The organism is Actinomycetota bacterium, from assembly GCA_030776625.1.
In the GTDB taxonomy this organism is placed as follows: Bacteria; Actinomycetota; CADDZG01; order CADDZG01; family WHSQ01; genus MB1-2.
The window spans coordinates 303,016-327,746 of record JALYHL010000001.1 but is presented as its reverse complement, the minus strand read 5'-3'; the positions used below and the strand labels follow the sequence as shown (position 1 = coordinate 327,746).

The window sequence follows — 24,731 nt, the reverse complement described above, 5'->3', positions numbered from 1 at the left end:
GTGCCGCGCAACAGGAGCTGGTTGCAAAGGGCCGCCCCACAGGCGGCCCTTTGCGCGTCCCCACCGCAGCTTTTGCACAAAACGTTCGTTTAACGCACGTTTTGCGCGTCACCGTGGCTTGAGTCGGCTCGCCGACTCAGGTAGTGATGTGGATCGGGCTCCATTCCGCACGCACACCTTGGCCGTGACATGACACGCTGCCGTCGCTTCCGATGTCCTTCTCGGTCATGAGGCCGAGCCCGAGCATGAGAGGGCCCAACCGGTAATCCGGCAGCGCCTGGGCGCGCAGCAGCGCCCCGTCGACGCTCCATGTGATCCGGCTCTCGCGCGGTCGTATGGCGATCTCGTAGGTGTGGGCGCCGGCGCTAGCGAGGCGCTCTTCGCTGAACAGCGCCCAGTACTTCAAAGGCTGCAGGTCGGGGAGAGAGAGTCCCGGAAAGGGCAGTCGCGCGAACACAGCAGCGCAGAGGTCGTCGCGACAGAAGAGGTCGATCGCCGTTCCGGTCGAGAAGTCGAGACACAGGAACGACGCGAAGCCGTCATAGATGTCCCCCGGCAGACAGCCGCGTCCCTCGGCCGACATCTCGATGGTGAACGTGATCCCGCTGTCGGGTACGTCGAACGTCTCGGTCGAGAACACCACGTGCTTCGCGTTGTCGAGTATCTGGACCTTGTCGTGACGCCTGGTGAAGCGCGACACACCCGTTCTGAGGCCACCGTTCTGAACGATGCTCACCGCGTCCGGCTCGCGCAACTGAACCGTGCCGCCGCGGGACAGCGGGAACTCGCCGATACGCCACGCGGGCTTCGGCTCCAGTAGCGAGTCGAAGCCCGCGTACACGCGGGTATGCGGTTCTATCGGTTCCAGGTAAGCGCGTTCTGGAGCATCTGGTAGCCGGAGTAGGTCAACCCGTAGTTGGCCAAACCGTACGGATGGTCGAACTTGTCGACCGGCATCGGCAGCAGGCCGCCGATGATCCGGATCCGTCCGCCGTAGAGCCTGATCTCGCCGAACGAGATCTTGGACGTGTCTCCGGTTGTGGCGACCGCCCGCTGTAGGCCCTTCGCCTTCTTCCACGCGGCCGCGGTCACGTGCCATACCGGCGAGTTGAAGTCGTCGCGGTCGTCGGGCGTCTGGATCGCCATGCCGATCGGCACCGGTTCGTACGTCTGCCGTCGCCTGTTCTCGCCGCGTGATTGACCCTCGGCGGCCCCGGGCTGGTTGATCTTGCGAGCCAGCGGGTCCTTGTAGGTCTCCTCCCTCTTGCGCGTGGCGAAGTTCACGTAGCCCGCGTAGTGGTGGTCGACGCCGACCCCCTTGGCGACGCGCATCGGGCCGAGCATCTTCAGGGCCTTGTCGGTCAGGACCAGGTTGCCGTCGTTCCGTGACACCCACAGACGGAGCTTTCGCGCCAGCTTCGGGTAGACCTTGTTCGTCACCACGATCGTGTCCAGCCTCTTCCATGAGTTACGGGTTGCGATCGTCCGCGGGCGGAGCTTCACGAGCCCCGGCTTCGCGAACGGCTTGAGGTCCTTCCAGAAGTTCATGTTCGTGACGCGGTAGCCGATCTGGCCCGGATCCGGCCACCCCTTCTCCTTGGTGAAGTCCACCTCCGCGTCGTAGATGTCGGTCGGCGAGGCGCCCTCGATGCGGACCCGGTAGCGACCGGGCGTCGGGAGGTTTGCATGGAGCGCTTGGCCCGCCTGGATGTAGATCGAAGACTGGTTGTAGTAGGAGTTCACGACCTCCCACTCGCCCTCCGACTCGTCCTTGTGGGGGCCCTTCGCCTTGCGCTCGAGCAGCGCCTGCGACAGCGAGCACTGGCTAACGCCCTGGAGGTTCGCGCACGTGATCGGGACCACGATGCCGCCGTTGTAGACGCCGTCGCTCGGCCCCTTGACCGTGAACTCCTTGATGAACTCCTCGGCCTCGGTCAGGCGGAAGGTCGGGATGTCCTTCTGTGGGGGCAGCTTCGCGAACCGCGGGGGAGTCGTCGTGCGGTCGGATCGCCGCGACACGACACCGCGGTTGTGGATGTAGCCGACGCGGCCCTTCGTGTGGAACGCCGTGTTCTCGGGCTTGAGTGAGTAGTTGAGCATCGAGTAGATCAGCGACTTGTTGCCGTCGACGTGGAGCTGCTCGGCATCGGGATCGAAGCAGCTTCCGACGCCGCAGTTGATCAAGTGCGACAGCGACATCTCGTTGTCGATCCCGTCGGCGTTGAGGCCGATAGGGGAGTCGATCCAGTTCCCGAGCGCCCCCGTGACGGTGTAGTCGATCGTGTCCCAGATCGTTCCCCACTGCACGCCGTAGAGGCGCGGGTCGTCGCGCGGCTGGTCGTTCGACTTGATGATCGGGGAGTAGGCGAGGCGCTTTTCTGCGTCGGCCCACGCGCCCTTGACCGTTTGCAAGACGCGCTGGTTCTTGTCGAAGGGCCGTTCTGACCCGCCGATGAGGGTGAAGGAGAACGCGCGGTCGATGAGCTGTCCGTGCAGGTCGATGCCGCCGGTCCACTTGGGGTCTCCTTGTGCGTCCTTCGGACCGATCTGCTGCAGCACCCGGCCGAAGCCACGCGATTCGGGCTCCGACCACGGCGTGTAGGGCCGGAAGGTGAAGCCCTGTTCCGGCCAGTCGCGGTTCAGGTCGACGCCGTTGCCGTTGTAGCGCTGGAAGAACTGCGGGCCCTCCGTGCGCTCGCCGCGGATCCAGCCGTCGGGATTCGGGTAGATCATGTAGGTGACCGATCGCTTCAGCACGGACCCTGCGGTGAGTGACTTCTTCGGCGTTGCCTCCAGCAACGGGTGCGGTGCTTTGTTGTCCTCCGACTCACAGTCGACGTAGTCCGGGGCCACCTTCGCCTCGCACGCTCCCCAGGTCGCGAGATCCTCCGCCGCCCGCGTTCCGCCCTCGACGCCGGCTCTCTCGATCCCGTGGATCGACAGCGGGAAGACGAAGTACTTCTTGCCGTTGTTGGGCACCGTCTCGTCGGTGATGCGCACCATGTACAACGGTCGGCGATCGCGCGAGAAACCCGTCCCTTGCTGCTCGGGAAGAGTGTTCGGAAGACCCGCCGACCGGAACTCCTTGCAGGCAGCGTCTTCGTTCTTGACCGGCTTCCCCTGGCAGTCGAAGTCCTTGTCCAGCTGGTAGACCTCGACGAAGCGGGGGAACGTCTCCTCGAGGAAGGCGATCCCTTTCTCCAGCTCGGAGAACTGGATGAAGTCGGTCGCACACACGCGCCCCTTGGCGAACGGCGACGTGCCCGGCGCCGGCTCGTTGCAAGCGTGAGGGTCCGGGAAGATCCGCCCCAGGGCCTGGTACTCCGGCGGTGATCCCGCGACCGGCGTGGAGAGAGCCGGCGTAGCGAGGAACGCGAGCAGAGATATGGCGACGAGACAAGCGACGATCGTGCGTCGCATGGATGGACCCCCTTCGTAGAGCCTTCCGCCTGTGGTGACCAACAGGGATATTTCGCCGCAGGACGGCGAAATCCGCTTTTTGTCGTACCCCCTGGCTACCTTAGCCCTATGAAGCAGTCACCGATGGTTCACGAGCACCCGACCGGCGACATCTGTCGGGACTGCGACTGCGAGCTGGTTCTGGTCGTCACCCAGGATGAGGCGAACCTCTACCTGGAGTGCGAGTGCGGAACCGTCGTGGCGCTGTCGCCCGAGCGCGTTCGTCAGCTCTTAGCGGCGCAGACGGCGGCGTTCAGCGCCCGTAGCGCGTGAGGGTTCTGACGATGTCGTCTTCCACCGCGGAGGCGAAGGCCTTCGACATCCCGCGGGACAGGATCGAGAACTCGGCCCAGGTGTCCCGCTGCCGCAGCCACACGTAACCGGACAGAGCCGAGATGTTCTCCAGCGTTCCGGTCTTCGCTCGCACGCGCACATCCGTCAGCCGGTCCTCGAGGGTTCCTTGACCTCCGGTAGGAAGGCTGCGCCGCAGGGTCTCGCCCCACGTGCGATCTTCGGCGATCCCTAGCAGCCGCACCAGGGCTCCCGGCGAGACCTTGTTCTCATAGGACAGTCCCGACGAGTCGTGAGCCACCAGGGGGACCTCCTGGCGCTCCGCCCACCCGGCGATCGCTGCGGCCCCCTTTGCGATCGTGCCGGGGACGCCGAAGCGCTCGAGCCCGAGCCGCTTGCCGAAGACCTCGGCGAAGAAGTTCGACGAGCCGCGGTTCATGTAGCGGACCATCGTCGTCAGGGGCTGCGACGACACGCTGGCGACATCGATCAAACCTGCCGGCGCCTGTCCCGAGCCGGGATCTCCCGTCACCTCTACACCCAGGTTCTCCAACTTGCGCGTCAGAGCGGCTGCCGCTCGGTGCTCGGGGTTCGAGATGTGATCGCCGCGCCGGACGTTGCCCTCGAAGGTGAGGGCGGACGGCAGCGGGATGTACTCCGACGCGAAGTCGTGCTTCCATCCCGGCGCGTCCCAGTCATGCTCGAAGTAGCCGGTGTTGCCGACGACGCTTCCCTCGACCCTCGTGATACCGGCCGAGGTGATGGCAAGAGCGAGAGCGCGCAAACGTGTCGGCGTGAACGGGAGCTGTCGCCCGTACGCCGCACCCGCGGTAATGGTGGGATCGCCGCGCCCCAGGATCCAGAGGTCTCCGTCGACGACGCTCCCGATGAGCCCCGCGGTTGCCGCGGTGGTCTCTATCGTTTTGGTCGGCTCGAGCGTGTCGAACAACGCCATCGACAAAAGCAGCTTCTGGTTCGAGGCCGGGATCCGCCGCTGGGCACTCGTGCGCCGGTAGAGGAAACGTCCCTCCTCCCGGACCGCGACGCCGATCGCCTTCCCCGCGGTTAGCTCGTCCAGGCGCTGTTTCCACAGCTCGCGCGCCGAAGCCGCGGTGGGAGCAGCAAGCAGGATCGAGGTGGCCAGGAGGCCGGTGAAGACGCGCCGCATATGCACAGTGTTATCGACGCGCGGCGCTACTCCTTCACGTCGAACAGCGTCGGATCCACGGGGAAGAAGGAAAGCTGTCCGGGCCCGGGCTGGTGCCGGCTGGGGCGGTCGATCTCGACCGCCAGCCGGTGGTACGCCTGCTCGCGGGCCAGCTGGATAGCTCTCTTGCGAGCTTTGCGCTTCTCGTCCTCGTTCCGCTGTTCGGCGGCCGCGATCGCTTCCTCGACCAGCTGGGACTCCCATTCAGGCATCATCGCCTGCTGCTCCATCTCGCCTCCCATGTCCCCGTTCCTCGAAGGTGCCGCCGCGCGCGGCGGGAGCCGGAGTATCGGCCGAGCGACCCGAGCGAAGACGGATTTGAGCGGTTTTGTAATTCGGCTGCGCTGTAACTAGTGGATCAGCGACCCACGAAGACGGGGGCGGACACCGACGGGACCACGGAGTCACCTACGCGACCGTTCGCGAAGAGCATGTAAGGGCCGGGAGGGGCCACGTTGCCGTTGGGGGGAGCGGCGACCCGGAGCACGTTGCCGTTGCGGGAGATCACGGGAAGGCTCACCGTGCGCTGATCGGCGTCCATCAGGTGCGTGAGCGACGGGTTCCGCACGAGAACCACGCTGTCGATCGCCGCGGCACTGCGGTCTACGACAACCCGGAACGTGTCGTCGTATCCGACCTTGCTAGGCGCGTTGCGGATCGCGGGGCGGTCGCCGGCGAACATGTACGGGGGGCTGAAGATCTCGAAGGACGGGTCGCGGCCGTCGTTGGGAGAGAAGCCTCCCGGCAGCGTCTGGTGCTTGCCGTACAGCGTGGTGATCGGCGCGTGCCCACCCACCAGCACGCGGCCGTCCGGGAGCAACGTCGCGGAGTTGTGGTACGTGCGCGCATGGGTCGATGTTGCGACCGGCCGCCACTCTTCGGTCTCTGGATCGAACAGCTCGGCCTGCGTGATCGGGAAACCCGTGCCGGGGGCGACGACCTCATCCCTGTCGGCGCCGGAGAAAGCGACGACCTCCCCGGTGGGCAGCGCGATCGCGGTGGAGTACCAGCGCGAGTGGTTGAGCGACGACGTCGGGCGGCTCGCCACGGCGACCTTGGATCCAGTCGCCACCGAAGTGATCGCGCTGGTCGGGACGGCGACATAACCGCCAGGACTGGTCCCCAACACGCCACCGGCGGAAAGGAACTCGGCGCGTGTGTAGCGGCCCTCCTTGTCCGGCTCCAGCGGCAGCATGATGGAGAACGATGAGCCACGGAAGCCAGGGGTCTGCGTACCGAGGCCGGCCAGGCCGAGGTTCGTCCAGGACGCGGACTTCGGGTCGTATGTGGCCGTGAGGTTCCACAGCGCCTCGTCGTAGGACTCGCCCGCGGGGTTGAACGCCTGTCCCGCGGCGTTGTAGAAGACGTGTCCGTTCGGTAGCAGGTGCAGCCGCGGGTAGAGAGGCAACGAGCGGTCGGCGGTGGTGCCGTTGTAGGACCACTTGCCGGACTTCGGGTCGTAGGTCTCGGTCTGCACGATGTTGCGTCCGGAGTCCTCAGGATGTGACGGGTAGACCGGCTTCAGCAGCTTCTGTACGCCGCTCGCCACGAAGACGTCGCCGTTGCCCAGCGTGACGAGCGTCGGGTACCAGCGCCCGTGCTTCATGTCGCCGGACTGGGTCCACGTGTTGGTCTCAGGGTGGAAGATCCGCGAGTTCCGCAGTCCCTCGAGCTCGACCTGCTGCACGGGACCGACCTCGGGGTCGTTGTAGTACGCGGTCCCACCGACCGCCAGCACGGAGCCGTCGGCCAGCACGGTGAGGTCGGAGCAGAAGAGCGCGCCGTCGTTGTACTTCTCCTTGCTGGCGCCTTCCCCCAGCAGCGGTTCCGTCTCATAGCCGTCGGGGTTCGCGCCCGCGCGCAAGGGCGACGGCTCGCTCCAGCGCGGCTGGTCTCCCGACAGATCCAGGACGCGTGTCTGGTCGTTGATCGAGACCTTGCCGTATTCCGCTCCGATCGAGTCCTTGACGTTCTCGGTTCCCTCGAGGGCGTTCCAGTAAAGGATCCTGCCGTCGGGCAGCACCGCGATGCTGCCGGCGGTGGGCTTGCACTGGAGGTTTCCGTCGTGATCCCTGACGCAGTTCTTCTTCGACGCTTTGCCTTGGATCGTCGGCTCGGCGAACGCGCGCGAGAAGCTTCCTACTCGGGCTTTCGGCTCATTAGCTGCGGTGGAGGGCGAGCCGAGCGCCAGAACGAGCACGGAAACGAGGGCCGCGCCTAGGAAGCTACGGGCTGTTCTGACCTGCGGTCCGCTGGATGCCATGACATCTCCCTCTCCGCGATGTCGTTCGATGAGGGATGGTTCGCCGGATTGGTCGGATCACCTGGGGCCGGTGTTCGAGGAAGGCGACGCGCGAACCGAGGCGCCAGTCAGCGGTTGAGACGCGCCCGCTTCGCTGCGTCCATCTCCTTCGCCGCCTTGATGCCGCGGTCTCTCAGCGCGAAGAAGATCAGCCGCTTGCGGTCCATCTTGAAGAAGTGCTCGCCGTGCTTCTTGAGCGCCCGCTGGTCGATCGTGATGCCCAGGCCCGGACGGTTGGTCATCGTGAGCTTCCCTCGCTCGTGCAAGAAGGGCTCTTCGAGCATCGCGTCGCGAGCCTCCGGCACCCACCCCGGCGGGTCCAGTGGGTACTCCAGCTCCTTCTCGTCGGCGAAGCCGGAGGCCCCCATCAGCTGGAGGTTGACCGCGAAGCCGACCCCGTTCGTCCACGTGTGCGGCGTGTAGCCGAGGCCCTGCTCGCGGCACAGCTCGATGATCTTGAAGGTCTGGTCGATGCCGCCCGTGAACATCGCATCCGGCTGAAACACCGAATAGCAACGCCGCTCGATCATCATCTTCAGCTCGGGATAAGCGCCTGTGTGGAGCTCGCCGCCGGCGATCGGCACCTTCGAGTACTCCGTGAGCTCGGCGAGATCGTCGTATGCGTCCATCGGCAGCGGCTCCTCTAGCCACGCTACGCCGCTGCCGGCGCAGACGTCTGCGAACCGTCGCGCTCGAGGAAGGTCCCACAGGGGCGCGTCGGCGACCGCGGTCACACGCCAAGCCTGGTTCGCATCGACGCCGATCTTCATGCGGTCGCCCATCGCGTCGGCGAGCACCCGTACCTGCTTCTCGTCCTGGTCCTCGTCTTCGTGCACGCGGATCTTGATCGTCCGGAAACCTTCTTCGTAGCGTTGCTCGGCCTCGGCGATGCGCGCCTCCGGCGACCGCACCTCACCCGTCGACGCGTACAGCTTGATGTCGCGGGGCGCTCCTCCCAGCAGTTCGCACACCGGCCGTCCTTCGATCTTTCCTTTGATGTCCCAGAACGCGGGCTCGATCCACCAGTTCCGCCAGCCGAGGTAGCCCATCTCGCGTAGACGCTGTTGGACCAGCGCGATGTCGGTGGCGTCCTCGCCGATCAGGTACGGCCCTAGCAGCTGGCCAAGGCCCTGACGTTCCTTACCGAGGGCCGGTCCCGCGCTCCAGCCCTCGACGCCGTCCTCGGTCGTGACTTTCAGCAGCGTTGCCCGGTTCTCGTTCTGTGGGAAGCCCGGGATCCAGCTGGGCCGAAAGGTCGCCGGGAGCGGGGCGGCGAAGTGCCAGAGGTCGACCCGAGCGACGCGCGACATGGATGGAGCGTACCGAGACGGGCGCTCGTTTCTGGGCGATACCGGGCGAATGCGGCGAACCGGCCGAGGAACCCAGACGGATTCGCCGTCTCCTCTAGAAAAACCGCCCGCTGGTCATTACCTTTACGCCACATCTAATCGGGAGGTCTCTTCGTGCTGCGCAAGCTCATGGTTTTCGTCGTGGTCGGCGTGTTGGCAGCGGCTTTCGCGCCGGCAGCTCGCGCGGGGTCGGATGCCCGCGGGCAGTACATCGTCGTGTTGGATCCGGCGGTGGCGGACCCCGGCTCGCTCGCGTCGGAGCACGAGCGCAGCCATGGTGCCGAGATCAGCCACGTGTACCGGTTCGCGCTGAAGGGCTACGCGGCGTCGATGACCGAGCGGGCCGCGCAGCAGGTGGCGCTCGACGATCGGGTTCAGTTGGTGGAACTTGATCGAGCGGTCCAGGCGACAGGCCACTCGGCGACCAACCTGGGCAAACCGCCCACGGGAGTGCACCGCGCCTATGCGCCTCACAACGCCGAGGTCGGGATCGACGGCATCGACGACCAAAGGGTCGACGTCGACGTGGCGATCATCGACACCGGCATCGACACCTCTCACGCAGACCTGAACCTGGCCGGCGGGAAGAACTGCCAGAACGGGCCGAGCTACGACGACGGCAACGGGCACGGAACCCACGTCGCAGGAACGGCAGCGGGTCTGGACAATGGCAACGGAGTTGTCGGCATGGCTCCCGGAGCGCGTTTGTGGGCGGTGCGCGTGCTGGACAACTCCGGGAGTGGTTCATGGTCGACGGTCATCTGCGGAATCGACTGGGTCACCGCGAACGCGAGCACCATCGAGGTCGCCAACATGAGCCTCGCCGGATCTGGCTCCGACGGGCCCTGTGATAGCTCGTCGCTCCACCTCGCCATCTGCAACTCGGTTGGGGCGGGCGTGACGTACGCGGTTGCAGCCGGCAACGAGACCGACGACACCGCGAACCATGTGCCGGCTGCCTATGACGAGGTCATCACCGTCTCGGCCCTCGCCGATTTCGACGGCGAGCCCGGTGGAGCGGGGCTTCCGACGTGCCGGACCGACCTCGACGACACGTTCGCGAACTTTTCGAACTTTGGCGACGACGTCGACCTGATCGCGCCGGGCGTGTGCATCAAGTCGACGTGGAAGGACGGCGGCTACAACACGATCAGTGGGACGTCGATGGCTAGCCCGCACGTCGCGGGGGCGGCCGCTCTCTACAAGGCGACGAACCCGACGGCGAGCCCGGCGACGGTCCAGGCGGCTCTACAGAGCGAGGGTAACTACGTCTGGAGCAACCTCGACGACGGCGACGCGACACAGGAGCCGTTGCTGGACGTCTCGGACGCGCTCGTGTTCAACCCTGTGATGGTCGGGACGGGCTCGGGCGGCGGTGGCGGCGGGGAGCCGATCGCCTCCTTCACGCTGAGCGCGACGGGATACAAGGTGAAGGGGACGAAGAAGGTCGATCTCACCTGGAGCGGCAGCAGTGCCTCGAGTGTCGAGGTCTACCGCAACGGTGCGAAGGTGACGACGACCCCTAACGACGGCGCCCACACCGACACGATCACCCAGAAGGGCGGCGGGAGCTACACCTACAAGCTGTGCGACGCCGGCTCGACGACAACGTGCTCCAACGAGGCCACCGTTACCTTCTAAGAAGGGCTAGGCGGGGGCTCCGACCAGCGACCGCCGCTGCTGCCGCTTCATGCTGCGGACGTTGAAGGGCGCCGCGATCACCAGCTCGACGTTGCGGTCCTTGGCTTCGCCGCGGCCCTTGCCCTCGAAGCCATACTGAGGGTCGTTCGCCGCGAGCTCGCGCGAGATGGAGGCGAGATCTAGGACGGAATCGGTGCCGCTTGGTGTCACCGGAGCGGCGTGGTCCACCATCGTGCAGAAGATCGACAGGGTCCCGTCGCGGTTGTCGATGACCTCGATCAGCCGCGACTGGCAGGCCCAGTCGATGTGGGCCGCGGTTCCGATGTCCCAGAAGCCGCCGCCGTTCTTGTTCTTGCGCGGCTCGATGATGTTGTTGTGGGTGTGACCGTTGACCCACGCGATGACGTTCGGGAACCGGTGCACCAGCGCCTCGATCTCCGGCGCGAGCACGCGCGGCTCGTCGTTCTCGTCGGGGTGGAGCGGGTCGGGCGCGTGGTTCGGGTTATCCAGCGAACGCAGACCGTGGTGGCTGAACAGGATGACGAGGCGGTCTTCCTTGGCTTTGTCGTTGGAGGAGTCCTTGCCGTCTGAGTCGCGCACCCGGCTGGAGACCTCGAGAAGGCGCTCCTCGAGCCACCTGAACTGAGCGCGCCCGATGCTCCCCTCGGAGAAGCCGCCGGGGTTCACGGTGTCGAGCCCGATGAAGCGGAAGCCGGGATGGTCGTCGGTGAACCAGTAGGCGGTGGCGGCGTCCCGGTTCGCCTTGGTGAAGCCGTGGCCCACGGGCGTTCCGGTCGTCTTGAACATCTCCTCGATGTATTCCATCCGCGACACGAAGCGCCGCGCGGGGTCCGGCGAGACGACCCGGACTGGCGCCGTCAGGAGCGCGTTCGGGTTGTCGCGCAGGGTCTGGAAGCCGTCACACGGCTGCAGCCCGGGGGGAGGTCCGGAGATCTTCGCAGGCCCCGTGGCGCCGGCTTCGAAGAAGGCGTTGCGCTGCACGTTTCCCTGGACGAGGCCATCGTGGTTGCCGAAGGTCTGGTACCAGGGGATGCCGACGCCGGTGGCGCTGAACGGCTTCATCGCGGAATCGAGGAGACCCGGGTAGTCGGGGAAGCCCCACTGCTGCTTGTACTTGTCCTGGACTTTGGGGTCCGGGTGCCAGTACTCGGGGTCGTTCCAGTCCGCCGACTGCACGCCCTCATAGCCGCTAGCGCCGGAGTCGGGGGTGATGTTCTTGCCGCCGTCCATCGCATCGATGAACCAGCGGAGCTCGTTGAACTGCTCGTTGTCGATGTTGTCGCCCGTGCAGACGACGGATGCCAGCGGGGATCCGGTGAGCGGGCTCACGCGGATCGATCTGATCTGGCGGATCATCGCCTCCAGCACCTGGAGGGTCATCGTCTCCTGCGGTCGCTGCGCGGACGAGAACGGGATGCTCGAGCAACGGTCGTCCGAGTAGCGATCGAACCACTCGACCCGGGCCGGAGACTCTGCGTCGATGATGTGGATGTCGGTGAAGTGGGCGAAGTTCAGCAGCGGACGCCGGGCGCTTCCGAGATCGCGCTGCGATCCGGCGGAACGTCTGCGGGCGAGCTCCTCGCGCACGATGTGCGGCTCGCCCGGGCCCTCCGAGAGGCGGTAGTACTTGCCCATCGAGCCTTCGCGCAGCGCAGAGCCCTTCACGATCGTGCGGGCGAGCGTGGTGAGGTCGGCGACCGTGAGCTCGGCGGCCAGGGCGGTGGCGAGGCGAGGCCTCCACAACCCCGGAAGGGCCGCTCCTGCCGCGGCCGCGCCGGTGGCGCGCAGGAAGTCGCGGCGGGTCATGTCCATGAGGGGGTGGATTCGACATCTCGGGGACAGTTCCTGTTCATTTCTGGTCCACCTGCGCGACCCCAGGTGGGAGGATTGGCTCCGGATGAAGCGGCTTCGCCTCCTCGTGATCCCGGCTCTTCTCGCCTCGCTGCTGCCGGGCGCGAGCGTGCGCGCGCAGGCAGAGCCAGACCCCCTGGTCGGGGACTCGCTTGCGGCGCTATCGGGTCTCGTGGACAAGGCAGCCTGCTCCGTGAGGGACGCGCTCGACGACGACGCCGCGAACGGGCTCCAGCTTCCCTACGTCTTCTGCGACGACGGCGTGCCGCCCCGCGGCGGAGGAGAGGGCGCGATCCCGGTCCCGGTGAAGTACGCGGCGCGTAGCGACGGCGACGACTTCACCGGACTTCCGAAGCCGGCGTCGATCGAGGAAGCGGCGGAGGCCACGGCGAAGGACGACCTTCGTCCGGAACGGGAGAACCGGATCAGCCTGGACGTGGACGTGACGCTTCCTCCGTCTCCCGCGATGAAGAAGCTCGTCGGCGGTGACTTCGCCACGATGAGGCCACCGAAGAACGGTTATCCGGTGATCGTGTTCATGCACGGGTGCTGCGGTGGCAACAAGCGGTCGTGGGAGGCGTCGACCGTCGATGCATCCAACGAGCAGTGGCATCACTCGAACGCGTGGTTCGCGTCGCGCGGTTACGTGGTCATCACCTACACCGCCCGCGGCTTCCGCAACAGCGAAGATCGTGGCTCCACCGGCACGACGCAGCTTGACTCGCGTCGGTACGAGATCAACGACTACCAGTACCTCGTGGGGCTTCTGGCAGACCACGACGCGATGCGGCGCTCCGAGGGGCAGGCGCCGCTCTTCCGGATCGACCCGCGCAACGTCGGCGCGGTCGGAGGCTCCTACGGCGGCGGGTTCTCGTGGTTGGCGCTGACGGATCCGACCTGGAAGAGCCCGGCGCTGGACGTCCCGATCAAGCTCGGCGCGGCGGTGACGAAGTACGGCTGGACCGACCTCGTCGAAGCCCTGGTGCCTTCGGGCCACTACTTCGATCGCGACCCGCGTAGCGGCAAGACGTTCGTCGCTCCGACCGATGCGGCGAAGGCGCTGTCACGCGACCCGATCGGGGTGGAGAAGCAGAGCATCGTGGCGGGCTTGTACGCCAGCGGGAACCTGGCGGCGACGAACCACACGACCTTTCCCGATTACCTCCATGACGCGTACTCGCGCCTTCAGGCGGGTGAGCCGTACGACGGCGACCCGAACCTGGAAAAGGTGCTCGAGATGTTCCTGCGCGACCGATCCGCGTACTTCCAGCAGAAGTACTGGCGGCGGGTCGGGAACGGGATGACCGTTCCTGTGTATGCCGCGGCGACGTGGACGGACCCGCTGTTTCCGACGATGGAGACGATCCGCTTCTACAACAAGCTTCGCTCGTTGAACCGGGACTACCCGATCACGATGTATCTCGGCGATTACCAGCACTTCACGCAGAACAAGCCGAAGGAATGGGACGACATCTGCGGTGACGACCACCACGTCTGCACGGTCAAGGACTTCACACGGCCCGACGGGTCGGTGAACCTCATGAGGTCGCCGGCGCGGGTGCGCAAGGGCGTGAACTTCCGGATGAACAAGTTCCTGGACTTCTACCTGCGCGACAAGGGGCGGCGGCCGAAGAAAGACGTCTCCGCGACGACCACGATCTGTCCTGCCAACGCCACCGACAAGTACAAGGCCGATGAGCCGGGGGCCGAGCACCGCGCCCGCTCGTGGCGTGCTCTCGCGCCGCAGAGAGTGACCTTCGGATGGGGCGCGGGTGGGACGACCAGCAACGGCGCGCTCGACGGGCATGCGCAGGAGAGCGATCCGGTCGCGCGCGACCGCACCGCCGACAAGTGCTTCACCACGTCTCAGGCGAGCCCCGGCCCCGGCGTCGTCGTGTACGAGGACGACGTCAAAGAGCCCTTCACGATGATGGGCATCCCGACGCTGAAGCTGGAGCATCAGAGCAGCGCGCCGGACTACTGGCTCGCGGCGCGGCTGTTCGACAAGGCGCCCAACGGCACCATGACGATGGTGACCCGTGGCGTGTGCCGCGTGAATACGGCGGTTGCTCCGGACAGGAACTGCCGCCACTTCGACCTCTTCGGGAACGCCTGGATCTTCGAGAAAGGGCACAAGATCGTCATCGAGGTCACGCAGTCGGATCAGCCCTTCCTGCGCCGGGACAATTTCCCCTCGACCGTCACCTACTCGGGTGCCAGCATCGAGATCCCGGTCTCGCCCCTTTCGTTGAGGGTGGATTTCCGAGACTGAGCTTGGAACTTTCTGCTCGTTCCGTCGTCTAATGAGGGTATGAGGCTCGGTCGGACGATCCGCGTCGCCTGCATCGCAGGCGTTCTCCTGTTGCTTCCGGTCCAGGCGGCGAAGGCTTGCTCCTGCGCATTCGGCGATCCCCGCGATGCCTTCGCCGAAGCCGACGCAGCTTTCGTGGGGACCTTCCTGGAGAAACATCTTGCGGAGCCGCCGGATCCGAGCGGGATCTCAAGCTCCGGCGCAGACACCATCTACTCCTTCAGGCTGGACGAGGAGTACAAGGGCGAGCTCGGCGAGCCCGGCGACATCGTGGAGGTCCATTCAGCCTTCTCCGGCGCGAGCTGCGGGTTGGAGACGCGGGAGGGCGAGCAGTACGGCCTTTTCCTGGAGCAGCGAAAAGACGGCGCGTGGAGCTCCAGCCTCTGCAGACAGACGACGCCCGAAGAGATGCGCGAGGCGGCCTCGCCGCTACCGGCACCGACCGGTGAGCCGCCCGTGCGGATGCTGGTCGGTGGAAGCTTCGGCGAGGCGCAGGTGATGGGGCTCGATCGCCGCGGTCGCACCGTCGCGTACGGGTACGGCGGCACCGACGTCTACCGGATGGATGTCTGTCCGGGGGGGCAGCGCTCGCTTGAGATCGGCCAGAGGTATCCCGATCCTCCGCAGCTGTTCGTGCGCGACCTCGCGACCTTCGAGGTGGTGCGTCAGGTGAGCTTGCCGTACGGACGGCGGCAGAAGTACCCGAGGCACGATCCGACCGCTCTCGATTGTCGGAACCGACTCGGGCGACGCGTCGTGATCTTCTCGACGGCCTATGGGGAGCCGGAGGCGAAGAGCCTGGTGTTGGAGATCGAAGGTCGCACCGGCACCGTCATCCACAGCGGCACGGCGCGCAGCGCCACGTTCGTCGGCCCGCATCTCTATCTGCAGGAAGGGCGCTGGGGGCGGGACCTGGTCCGGCTATCGCTGCGCACGCGCGCCGAACGTTCGGTGATCAAGCTTCCGCCTCGGTTCTCCAGCGCGCTGGTGCCGAGCCCCGATGGGGACAAGCTCGCCGGGATCGCCTCCCCACCGTGGGATCGGATGGAGAGCGAGCCAACGGTCTTCTACACCGTCGACGTGTCGAGGCGACGAGCCACGCTCAGGACGCGGTCTCTCGGTACCGGTGAGTTCTACGGGTATCCCGGTTGGATGGGCCCCCGCCGCCCGGCGGCCTTCATCTCGTCTCCCACGCGGAGCTACGTGTTCGACCTGCGGCTGCGGACGGTGTCGAGGTTCGGTCGCTGGGAAGCCCGCGAGCCCACCGTCATCGGGAGGACGGCCCTCGGGACCAACTACGGTGGCGCGTTGCTGAAGGTGCGTCTGCCGGACGGTCAGATCCGCAAGGTGCGCAACCTCCCTAGCCCGGTGGCTTACTCGATCGTCGAGGTTCCCTAGCCCTCTACCTCTTCGCGCTTCGGTTACGGCACCCCCTATGCAACGTTCGTCCGGATCCGCTCGTCTCCTCTAGCGGTGGAGCCGAAAGCGCTCCAGCGGACGAAGGAGGCGCTGTGGCGGCGCACCGTTTGCAGCTCGGAATCTCATCCCTTGTGCTGGTTCTCCTCGCGCCGGGGATCGCGAACGCTGCACACCAGGATTCACATCATTACTGCTTGGGGTCTGCGGCCACGGTTATCGGAACGCCGGGCGATGACCTCCTGAAGGGGACGGAGGGTGCAGATGTCATCGCCGGGTTGTCGGGTGATGATTCTGTACTAGGGCTCGGCGGCGACGACTACATCTGTGCGGGTGAAGGTGACGACTTCGTGATGGCCGGCGATGGAGCGGACTTCACGTTCGGCGGCGAGGGCGACGACGAGCTCGCTAGCAGTGAGGGCAACGACCACACCTACGGAGGCGCGGACGTCGATCTCGTCATGGGTGACGCCGGAGACGACGTCGTCCGCGGCGGTCCTGAATACGACACCGTGTCGCTCGACCGCGACGAAGTGATCGGTGGCTTTGGGAACGACCTACTCCTGGACAGCGGCGGACTCGATGCTTTCGTCGGTGGCGAGGGGAATGACTCGCTCGGGTATGGCGCCGGTGTAGCGCTGATTGACCTCACGGAGGGCGTCGCGGTGTCTGAGAACGACACGGTCGACTCGGTGAGTGGGGTCGAGAACGTGCTCGGGTACGAAGGAACGGTGGACCGTGGGCGGGAGCGCGGGCTCGATCCGGTGATCCGAGGTGATGGGGAGGACAACATCCTCGTCGGAGGGCTCGGCGTCGATCACATCTACGGTCTCGGCGGCAACGACCTGATCGACGGCTACTGCGGCGCGGACGAACTCCACGGCGGCGCCGGCAGCGCAGATGTCGCGTCGTTCCGTGTCTCTTACTCGACCGTTACGGCCAGTCTGGAGACGGGCACGGCCACGCGCGGAGCTTGTGGTTTCGGGCAGCAGATCCTGATAGCTGGTTTCGAGGGCCTGGCCGGCGGCTACGGCAACGACAGCCTGACCGGTGACGGAACGAACAACTACCTCTATGGAGGCCCGTCCGGCAACGATCTCCTTTCGGGCCTTGGTGGCGACGACGTCCTGGAGGGCGCGGGCCACCGGGACGCTTTGAACGGTGGCGCGGGGACCGACCGGTGCCTGAACGGCGAGAACAACGTCGACTGCGAAGTGTCGGTCGAGCGGTTCGGGCCTAGGCAGCGAGAGGCGGTCGAGTTGCTCCGCCGCTACGCCGTGATCCTCGCGATCAGCAACCCGTTCGAGCCGGAGAGGTAGGCGGGAGGGGCGCCGAGAGCCTTGCGGTCAGGGGCCGAGTCGCCGGAGCAGGGCGACGCCCGCCGCGATCACGAACAACCAGGGTGACCACAGACGGGGTCGCGGTTTCTGCGTTCGCACCAACAGCCACCTGATCAACAACGCAGCGAGCAGGTGGAAGACAAGCATGCCTGCCCAACGAGCGATGGGTTCGTCGTCGGGCGGGCCCGCGGCGACTAGCCATAGTCCGAGCGATGCAAGCAACGCGAGCGTCCGTTGTAGACGGGTGCGGTCGACGCTGGAGCTCACTCGACCTTTGTCCGGCGAGGTGCCACGCATGGCCGCAGTGTAGAAGCGAGCCGAGCGCGGAGATCCACCCGCGGCTTTTCGCGCACCACGTGTTTTCTGTCTTAGGGGCGCGCTAAGTTGAGTCGATGACAGAAGTGGGGGAGTTGACCCGCTCCGGAACGCGGCTGGAGCCGGACCCGGATCAACAGCAGGTCGTGGATCACGACACCGGTCCGTTGCTCGCGTTGGGCGGTCCTGGCACCGGCAAGACCAGGTTGTTGGAGGAGCGGTTCGTGCGGCTCGCGCAGGAGCCCGGCTGCTCGTCCGATCGGATCTTGTTCCTGGTTCCGAACCGCGCTCAGAAGATGGCGCTCCAGGATCGCATCACGCGCCGCCTGCTGTTCGAGGAGGGGCTCGACGCGCTGATCGAGGTGCCCGTGTACACGTGGCACGGCCTCGCGTATCACCTCGTGTCCCGGCACTACGACAAGCTCGACTACTCCGAGCCGCCGGTTCTCCTCACCAGCCCCGAGCAGTGGGGGGCGGTGCGGGATGCGCTGGCGGCCGAGAACGAGGCGAACTGGCCGCATCACAAGCACCTGCTGCGCAACCGCGGCTTCGTCGACGAGGTCGTCGACTTCTTCATCCGCGTGGGGCAGCGGGCGATGGATCCTCCGGAGCTGGAGCCGCTGGCGCGGGTGCGCCCAGCGTGGGCCGAGCTGATCGCCTTCCACAAGCGTCACCACACGCACCTCAGGCAGCGGAGCCGCGTCGACTACCCGACGCTTCTGCGCGATGCGGTGGAGCTGATCGCGAACTACGAAGACGTGCGGGCCTCGTTGCACCTGCGCTTCCAGCACATCCTGGTGGACGACGGTCAGGAGCTGGCGTTGGTGCAACAGCGGTTGCTGCACTTCCTGACGGGCTTCACTACGGGCGGCGGCGCGGGGCGCTCGCTGGTGCTGGCGGGGGATCCCGACTCCGCCATCGAGACGTTCAGGGGCGCCGAGCCAGACTGGATCGAGGATTTCGAGAAGGAGCTCGGTCAGCACGAGACGGTCACCTTGCGGACCTCTTATCGGCTGGGGCCGCAGCTCGGCGTGGCGACCAGCACGCTGATCGCGCGCAACGACGATCGCGACCACAGGCCGTCCGCGTTCGCCGGCACCTCCACGCTGGAGGTCAAGCGTTTTGGCAGCCTCGCGGCGGAAGTGGAGGCCGTGGCGCGCGCGGTGCGGCTCGCGCACCTGACTCAGAACGTCCCCTACGAAGACATGGCGATCCTCTTGACGTCACCTCGCTCGATGCTGCCCCCGCTGGAGCGCGCGCTGACCGCCCTCGAGGTGCCTTTCTCGGTCAGCGCACCGGATCGCCCGCTGGGGAGGGAGGCGATCGTGCAGGCTTTCGCGGACCTCGCCCGGTTCGCATGCTCGGACCAGGTCGACAACGAGCAGGTAGCGCAGCTGCTGCGGTCGCCGCTGATCGACCTCGAGGACGCTTCGGTCCGCGAGCTGGAACGCATCGCGCGTATCTCCGGTCGCACGTTGGCAGAGGTCGTCGAAGAGGTGCCGAAGCTCGGCAAGGATCCCGATGCGCCCGCGAAGATCCGGGAGTTGATCGAGCTGCGCGATCTGCTGCGGGCGAAGAAGGATGCCCCCGCCGACGAAGCCTTCTGGGTCGTGTGGGACCGCTCGGTGGTGTGCCGCTCCCTGCAGGAGCGCGCCCGGACCAGCTTGAGCGATCCGGCGCACCGAGACCTCGATGCGCTCGTTGCATTCAGCCGCGCGCTCGGGCGCTTCGTCGAACGGCGGCGCGGTACCGGGACGTTCGCCGATTACCTGGAGGCGATCGGCCGCGCCGACTTCGGCTCCGACCCGTGGCTTCCCCCGGAGCGCTCTAGCGGCGGGGTGACCGTCGTCTCGTTCCACGGGGCGAAGGGCAAGGAGTGGTCGCTCGTCGCGGTGTGCGGCGTCGTCGAGGGATCGATCCCCAAGGGACGTCGCGCGACCGGGTTGTTCGACCCGTACTACCTCGACGAGACCGACCCCGTGCGGAGGACGCGCAAGAACGAGATGGAGGATCGCCGCGTCTTCTACGTCGCGCTCACCCGGGCCACCGAACGCTGCATCGTTACGACGTCGCCGGGGCCGACGCGCCGCGGCGAGCCGAGCCGGTTCATCGCCGAGCTGGTCGGCGAGATCCCGGAGGTCGGGGCAGTCGAGGACCTGCCGCCGCTGACCTTCGCCGAAGCAGCGGCTCGCCACCGCCAGACGCTTGCCGATGTCTCGCAGCCACCGGAGGAACGCATCGCGGCCCTCGCCGCCATCGCGGAGATCTGTCGCATGGACCCAGGCTGTAGCTCGGCGCACCCCAGCGAGTGGTGGTGGCGCTGGGACTGGACGGAAGGTGCGCTGCCGATCCGCGCGCAGCAGGCAGACAAGATCGACGACCTCCCCCCGGACAAGCTGCGCACCAGCTACTCGCGGATCTCGACCTACGACAACTGTGGCCTGCAGTACCTGTGCTCCGTCGTCCTGGGGCTCGACCCCGAGAGCTCGCACAACATGGCGTTCGGCTCGTGGGTGCACAAGATCTTCGAAGAGATCGAGACAGGCGTTATCCCGCCGGGCGACTGGGCCGCGCTGCGGGACCGCTACAACGAGCTCTTCAAGGAAGACGTCTTCCCGAACAAGGCGATGGCGCGGCAGTTCCGGCGCGACGGCCAGATCATGATCGAGCGATACGTGAACCTCTTGAAGCCGACTCAGGCCGCGATGGCCGAGGTCAGCTTCAAGGTCGACCTCGACGGGCACCGCATCACGGGCCGGATCGACCGCGTCGACGTGATCGGCAAGAACCTGATCGTCACCGACTACAAGACCTCGCGCAGCCCCGTTCAGTGGGAGGAAGCGAAGCGGTCGTTGCAGCTGGCGATCTACCACCTGGCCGCTTCGGCCGATCCCGAGCTGAAGGCCCTGGGCGAGCCGAACGCGATGCAGTTGGTGTATCCGGGTGCTGCGTTGTCACGGGGGCAGGTCGCCAAGCGCGCGCAGACACCGGAGGAGGCGCAAGAGGCGATCAAGCGCCTACCGGGCCTCATCGAGGGTGTGCTCGCAGAAGACTTCAGGCCCAATCCCGAGGCCGACTGCACCTGGTGCAAGTTCAAGCCGCTGTGTCCGCTGTGGGCCGAGGGTAAGGAGCTGCCGGCGTGAGCGACCCGCGGCGTTCCGCCGCCATCCGCGCGGCCCTCAAGGGGTACGACCCGACCGACGAGCAGTGGCGCGCGATCTCGCATCCACTCGAGCCGTTGTACCTGATCGCCGGTGCAGGCTCCGGCAAGACCGCGGTCATGGCCGCGCGCATCGCGTGGGCTCTCGAGACACAGCCGTTCTCGCCGTCGCAGATCCTGGGCCTCACCTTCACGAACAAGGCCGCGGAGGAGTTAACGGAACGCGTGCACCGGGCGCTGGCGGAGATCCACGACGAGAGCGGCGAGGACGTAACCGTGCAGACCTACAACGCGTTCGCCGCCGGAGTCGTACGGGATCACGGACTGCTCGTCGGGATCGAGCCCGAAGCCGGCCTGTTGTCGGACGCCCAACAGTGGCAGTTGCTGCTGTCCTGTCTCGATGACCTGCCGCCGTTCGAGGCGTTGGAGATCCGCTCCTCCTACGTCGTCGGGAGAGCTCTGGGACTCGCATCCTCGGTCGCCGATCACATGGTCGGCCTCGACGCGATCGACGCCGCCGCGGATCGGATCCTTTCGTTGACCGGAGCGGACGAAGCGATGGTGGATACCGCAGCCAAGCGCAAGGAGTTGATCACCGCCGTCGGCGCCTACATCGGGGCGAAGCAGCGCGCGGGAAGGATCGATTTCGGCGATCAGATCTCTAAAGCCGTCGAGGTCCTAGAGGGGAACGACGAGGTTCGCGAGGCGTACCGCCGCCGCTTTCCGTTCGTGCTGCTCGACGAGTACCAGGACACGAACGTCGCGCAGCGCCGCATGCTGCAGGCCCTGATCGGAGCCGGCGGCGCCGTGACTGCCGTGGGAGACGCGCGCCAGGCGATCTTCGCTTGGCGCGGGGCCACGATGTACAACCTCATCGGCTTCCCCGACGACTTCCCGCGGTCCGATGGCGCGCCCTACGACCCGGTGTCTCTGTCGGAGAACTTCCGGTCCGGCTCGAACATCCTGGACGTGGCCAACGAAGTGGTCGGCCGGATCGATCCCGAGCGGCGCCCGGGTGACCCGCTGCGGGCTCAGCCGGAGAACGGAACGGGCGCGGTCGCGTTGACTCTGTTCTCTGACGAGCGCACGGAAGCGGACTGGATCGCCTCGGAATGCGAGCGGCTGCACGGCGAGCCGACGGCGGAGGAACGTGACCCGGTGGCGTGGAAGGACATCGCGATCCTCGTGCGCCGCAAAGCCGCGATGGATGCGATCCTCCACGCGCTCGAAGAGAAGGAGATCCCGGTCGAGGTGATCGGGCTCGGTGGCTTGCTGAAGACCCCCGAGGTCACCGAGATCGTCGCTTGGCTGCGGGCTCTCGAATCGAAGCCGGGGGCGAACAGGTGGCTCGGACGGATCCTGCTCGGGCCCCGCTGGCGCATCCACTACCGGGACCTGTCGCTGTTGGCGCGCTGGGCCACCTCGCAGAACTGGGATCTGCGGCTGCGGCTCGCCGGCGGCGACGAGGAGCTCGCGCGCGACATGGAGCCCGGTGACGTCGCTTACTCGCTCGCGGAGGCGCTCGGTCATCTAGACGAGATCGAGCATCTGGGGGCCGAGGCCAAGAAGCGGCTGACCGCGTTCTCGCAGCGCCTGGCCGAGATCCGCAAGAAGTCGAACGCGCCGCTGCTGGAGCTGGTGCAAGAGATCATCCAGAGAACCGGGATCGAGGCCGCGTTGCAGTCGTCCACCTCGCGCACCGCGGGGGCGGCGCGCCAGAACATCTCGAACTTCCTCGACCAGGTGGCGAGCTTCGCTCCGGTCGAGGGCGAGGCGACGCTGCGTTCGTTCATCGCGTACCTCGATGCGGCCGAGGTTGCAGAGGAGACGCTGGATGCGACGCAGCCTGCAGACCAGGACTCGGTGAAGCTGATGACCGTGCACTCGGCCAAGGGATTGGAGTTCGAGTGCGTGTTCGTGCCGTCCGTGGCCGCGGCGGAGGGGCGGGGCGGGGACAAGGTCTACTCGATCTTTCCGAACACGCGCGGGTCGAACCCGCTCACCAGTTACGCGGAGCTCCCGTACGAGGTGCGCGAGGACGCCGCGCATCTTCCGGCGTTCGAGGGGAACCTCAGCAAGTTCAAGGCCGCGGTCAAAGACAGGGTGATCGAGGACGAGCGCCGGCTCTTCTACGTCTCGCTGACGCGGGCGAAGCAGCGCCTCGCGGTCAGCGCCTCGTGGTGGTACGGCCGTGACAAGACGCCGAAGGGGCCCTCGGAGTTCTGGGAGGAACTAGAGGCTCTGGCCGAACGCGGCCTCCTGGAGGTCGTGCGACGCGACGACCGCCCCGAAGAGAACCCGCTGTTCGGCGCGATGGAGGACCGTCGCCTGTGGCCGCCACCGCCGCGCGCTGCCATCGACGATCCGCTGTTCGAGGACGGGTGGGGCACTGCGGCCGACGCCGTCGTATCCGGAACGGTGTCCGTCGTCGACCTGCTGGAGCGGCTGCCCGAGGACGCCTCCCGACGTGCGACCGAGACCGTTGCAGCACACGGGCGCGACCTGGAGGTGATCGCCGCCGCTCTTGGTTCGCGGGCAGAGGTCAAGCCCCAGGTGCCCGACATCGTGTCCGCGACCAGCCTGGTCCGTTTGAACAAGGGCGAGCTCGACGCCTGGGAGCTTGTGCGGCCGCTTCCTCATCGACCGACGATGCAGCGGCGTCTCGGGACCGAGGTGCACCGGTTGATCGAAGAGAAGGCGCGCGGTCTCGCGCCCTATCCTGAGGAACAGGAGCTCGACGAGCCCGCGGCCGTGTCGGATCCCGCTCTCGTCCGGCAGCTGCTCGACAACTTCGAGGCATCCGGCTACGCGGAGCGCGAGTTGGCGGTGTTGGCGAGCGGCGAGCCCATGGTGGAGCTCCCCTTCACGATGCGGGACGGCGACCGGATCGTCAGAGGACGGATCGACGCGGTGTACAAGCGCGGTGACGACGGAGTGGAGATCGTCGACTTCAAGACGGGGAGCCGCAGCGGTTACGAAGACCTTGGCGACGGCGACCAGCTTGCGCTCTACGCGCGGGCTCTTCGCGCCAACCGGCTGGTGTCCGAGGATCAGGAGGTCACCCTCACCTACCTGTTCCTCGACGGGGAGCCGCCGCTGAGCCGTGCTCTTCCGGTCTAGGGACGAGCTGGCAGCGGCCTCACCTCCAGACTCAGCTGGCTCACACGCGCGTCGTAGCTGGCTAGAGCTCCGGTTTCGTCGCCTTCAACGAGAAGAACAGCGGCAGCTTCTCGTCGAGCTCGCCGGGGAGTCGCCAGGTCCCATCCTCTTGTTCTTCGAGAAGCGGGGACGGCCACTCGAGGAAGGGGAACTCGTGGAGGTGCTCTATGTGTAGCCCCGCGGTCGCCACCGCCGTCACGATCTCTCCCAACGAGTGGTTCCAGCCATGCTCGTGAGTAGTCGCGAACTCGGCCGATGGGTCGGCGTAGGAACCTTCCACCGGCATCCGTATGACGTCGCCGCTCCAGTAGCGATACCGGAGCTTCAGCTCCCCAAGCTCTACTTCGTCGTCGAAGGCCTGCAGGACGGGGTGGACCTCGGTCACGTAGAGGAAGCCCCCGGGCCGCACGAAGCGAGCGAGGACCCGCGCCCACTCACCGATATCCGGAAGCCATCCCAGTACCCCGCGTGACGTGTAGACGATGTCGAAGTCACCGGTGAGGTTGTTCGGGAGGTCGTACACGTCCGACTGCACGAACGTCGCGTCGAGGCCGACCTCGGCGGCGAGCCGGCGGGCCTCACCGATGGATTCGGCGGAGAAGTCGATGCCGGTGACGGTGGCTCCGAGCTGCGCCCACGACAGCGTGTCGAGCCCGAAGTGACACTGGACGTGAAGCAGGTCTTTCCCCCGCACGTCACCGACCTCTTCCATCTCGTACGGGCGCAGGCGGTTGGTCCGGCTGCCGTCCTTGAAGCTAGCGACGTCGTAGAAGTCGCTGGATACGTGGACGCGGGTCCGCTCGTCCCACAAGCCGCGATTGCTCTCGATGTAGGCATCCGCTCCGCCACGCTCTTCTCTGCGATCGGACTGTTCCACGGTGCCTCCTCGGAGCCAGATGATGTCCTCAG

General features: G+C 66.6%; 16 protein-coding genes and 1 pseudogene. 8 read left to right on the top strand and 9 right to left on the bottom strand.

All coding sequences use genetic code 11. The features are described from left to right. Window positions 1-136: 136 nt before the first annotated feature. Complete coding sequence (locus tag M3N53_01595; GenBank protein ID MDP9067026.1) at window positions 137-841, bottom strand: DUF6081 family protein; 705 nt, start codon at window positions 839-841, stop codon at window positions 137-139. Window positions 842-855: 14 nt separating this feature from the next. Continuing rightward, complete coding sequence (locus M3N53_01590; GenBank protein MDP9067025.1) at window positions 856-3,420, bottom strand: hypothetical protein; 2,565 nt, start codon at window positions 3,418-3,420, stop codon at window positions 856-858. A 108-nt stretch (window positions 3,421-3,528) separates the two neighbouring features. Between M3N53_01590 and M3N53_01585 the strand changes: the two genes are divergently transcribed. After that, window positions 3,529-3,732, top strand: a complete 204-nt coding sequence (locus M3N53_01585; protein ID MDP9067024.1) for a hypothetical protein — start codon at window positions 3,529-3,531, stop codon at window positions 3,730-3,732. On the opposite strand, the gene M3N53_01580 is transcribed toward M3N53_01585, so the two are convergent. The 4 genes from M3N53_01580 to M3N53_01565 form a co-directional block, all read right to left on the bottom strand. Next, window positions 3,713-4,918, bottom strand: a complete 1,206-nt coding sequence (locus M3N53_01580; GenBank protein MDP9067023.1) for a D-alanyl-D-alanine carboxypeptidase — start codon at window positions 4,916-4,918, stop codon at window positions 3,713-3,715. The genes M3N53_01585 and M3N53_01580 overlap by 20 nt on opposite strands. Window positions 4,919-4,944: 26 nt before the next feature. Next, complete coding sequence (locus tag M3N53_01575) at window positions 4,945-5,199, bottom strand: hypothetical protein (GenBank protein MDP9067022.1); 255 nt, start codon at window positions 5,197-5,199, stop codon at window positions 4,945-4,947. A gap of 116 nt (window positions 5,200-5,315) precedes the next feature. After that, the gene (locus tag M3N53_01570) at window positions 5,316-7,220 is read right to left on the bottom strand and encodes a DUF1929 domain-containing protein (GenBank protein ID MDP9067021.1); all 1,905 of its coding nucleotides are present in this window, start codon (window positions 7,218-7,220) and stop codon (window positions 5,316-5,318) included. A gap of 107 nt (window positions 7,221-7,327) precedes the next feature. After that, the gene (locus tag M3N53_01565) at window positions 7,328-8,569 is read right to left on the bottom strand and encodes a mandelate racemase/muconate lactonizing enzyme family protein (GenBank protein ID MDP9067020.1); all 1,242 of its coding nucleotides are present in this window, start codon (window positions 8,567-8,569) and stop codon (window positions 7,328-7,330) included. A 156-nt stretch (window positions 8,570-8,725) separates the two neighbouring features. Here M3N53_01565 and M3N53_01560 point away from each other — a divergent pair. Together M3N53_01560 and M3N53_01555 are read left to right on the top strand one after the other, a co-directional pair. Beyond that, window positions 8,726-9,934: pseudogene (locus tag M3N53_01560) on the top strand (S8 family peptidase). A gap of 24 nt (window positions 9,935-9,958) precedes the next feature. After that, the gene (locus M3N53_01555) at window positions 9,959-10,249 is read left to right on the top strand and encodes a hypothetical protein (protein MDP9067019.1); all 291 of its coding nucleotides are present in this window, start codon (window positions 9,959-9,961) and stop codon (window positions 10,247-10,249) included. Between the two features lie 6 nt (window positions 10,250-10,255). On the opposite strand, the gene M3N53_01550 is transcribed toward M3N53_01555, so the two are convergent. Next, the gene (locus tag M3N53_01550; protein ID MDP9067018.1) at window positions 10,256-12,082 is read right to left on the bottom strand and encodes a TIGR03767 family metallophosphoesterase; all 1,827 of its coding nucleotides are present in this window, start codon (window positions 12,080-12,082) and stop codon (window positions 10,256-10,258) included. A gap of 85 nt (window positions 12,083-12,167) precedes the next feature. Between M3N53_01550 and M3N53_01545 the strand changes: the two genes are divergently transcribed. The 3 genes from M3N53_01545 (at window position 12,168) to M3N53_01535 (ending at window position 17,167) form a co-directional block, all read left to right on the top strand. Beyond that, window positions 12,168-14,393 carry a hypothetical protein gene (locus M3N53_01545; GenBank protein MDP9067017.1) on the top strand — a complete coding sequence of 742 codons (2,226 nt, stop codon included), beginning with the start codon at window positions 12,168-12,170 and terminating at the stop codon, window positions 14,391-14,393. A gap of 39 nt (window positions 14,394-14,432) precedes the next feature. Beyond that, window positions 14,433-15,830, top strand: coding sequence for a hypothetical protein (locus M3N53_01540; GenBank protein MDP9067016.1), 1,398 nt, complete (start codon window positions 14,433-14,435; stop codon window positions 15,828-15,830). 113 nt (window positions 15,831-15,943) lie between these two features. Further along, window positions 15,944-17,167, top strand: a complete 1,224-nt coding sequence (locus M3N53_01535) for a hypothetical protein (protein MDP9067015.1) — start codon at window positions 15,944-15,946, stop codon at window positions 17,165-17,167. Between the two features lie 27 nt (window positions 17,168-17,194). Here the strand turns inward: M3N53_01535 and M3N53_01530 are convergent, their stop codons facing one another. Further along, a complete protein-coding gene (locus M3N53_01530) occupies window positions 17,195-17,485 on the bottom strand; it encodes a hypothetical protein (GenBank protein MDP9067014.1) in 291 nt (96 codons plus the stop codon). A 95-nt stretch (window positions 17,486-17,580) separates the two neighbouring features. On the opposite strand from M3N53_01530, the gene M3N53_01525 reads away from it, so the two are divergent. Beyond that, window positions 17,581-20,646, top strand: a complete 3,066-nt coding sequence (locus tag M3N53_01525) for an ATP-dependent helicase (GenBank protein MDP9067013.1) — start codon at window positions 17,581-17,583, stop codon at window positions 20,644-20,646. Next, window positions 20,643-23,783 (top strand): ATP-dependent helicase, encoded by a 3,141-nt coding sequence (locus M3N53_01520; GenBank protein ID MDP9067012.1) that lies wholly within the window; start codon window positions 20,643-20,645, stop codon window positions 23,781-23,783. The genes M3N53_01525 and M3N53_01520 overlap by 4 nt, the downstream gene beginning before the upstream one ends. A 61-nt stretch (window positions 23,784-23,844) precedes the next feature. On the opposite strand, the gene M3N53_01515 is transcribed toward M3N53_01520, so the two are convergent. Beyond that, window positions 23,845-24,699 carry a class I SAM-dependent methyltransferase gene (locus M3N53_01515; protein ID MDP9067011.1) on the bottom strand — a complete coding sequence of 285 codons (855 nt, stop codon included), beginning with the start codon at window positions 24,697-24,699 and terminating at the stop codon, window positions 23,845-23,847. Window positions 24,700-24,731: the final 32 nt, after the last annotated feature.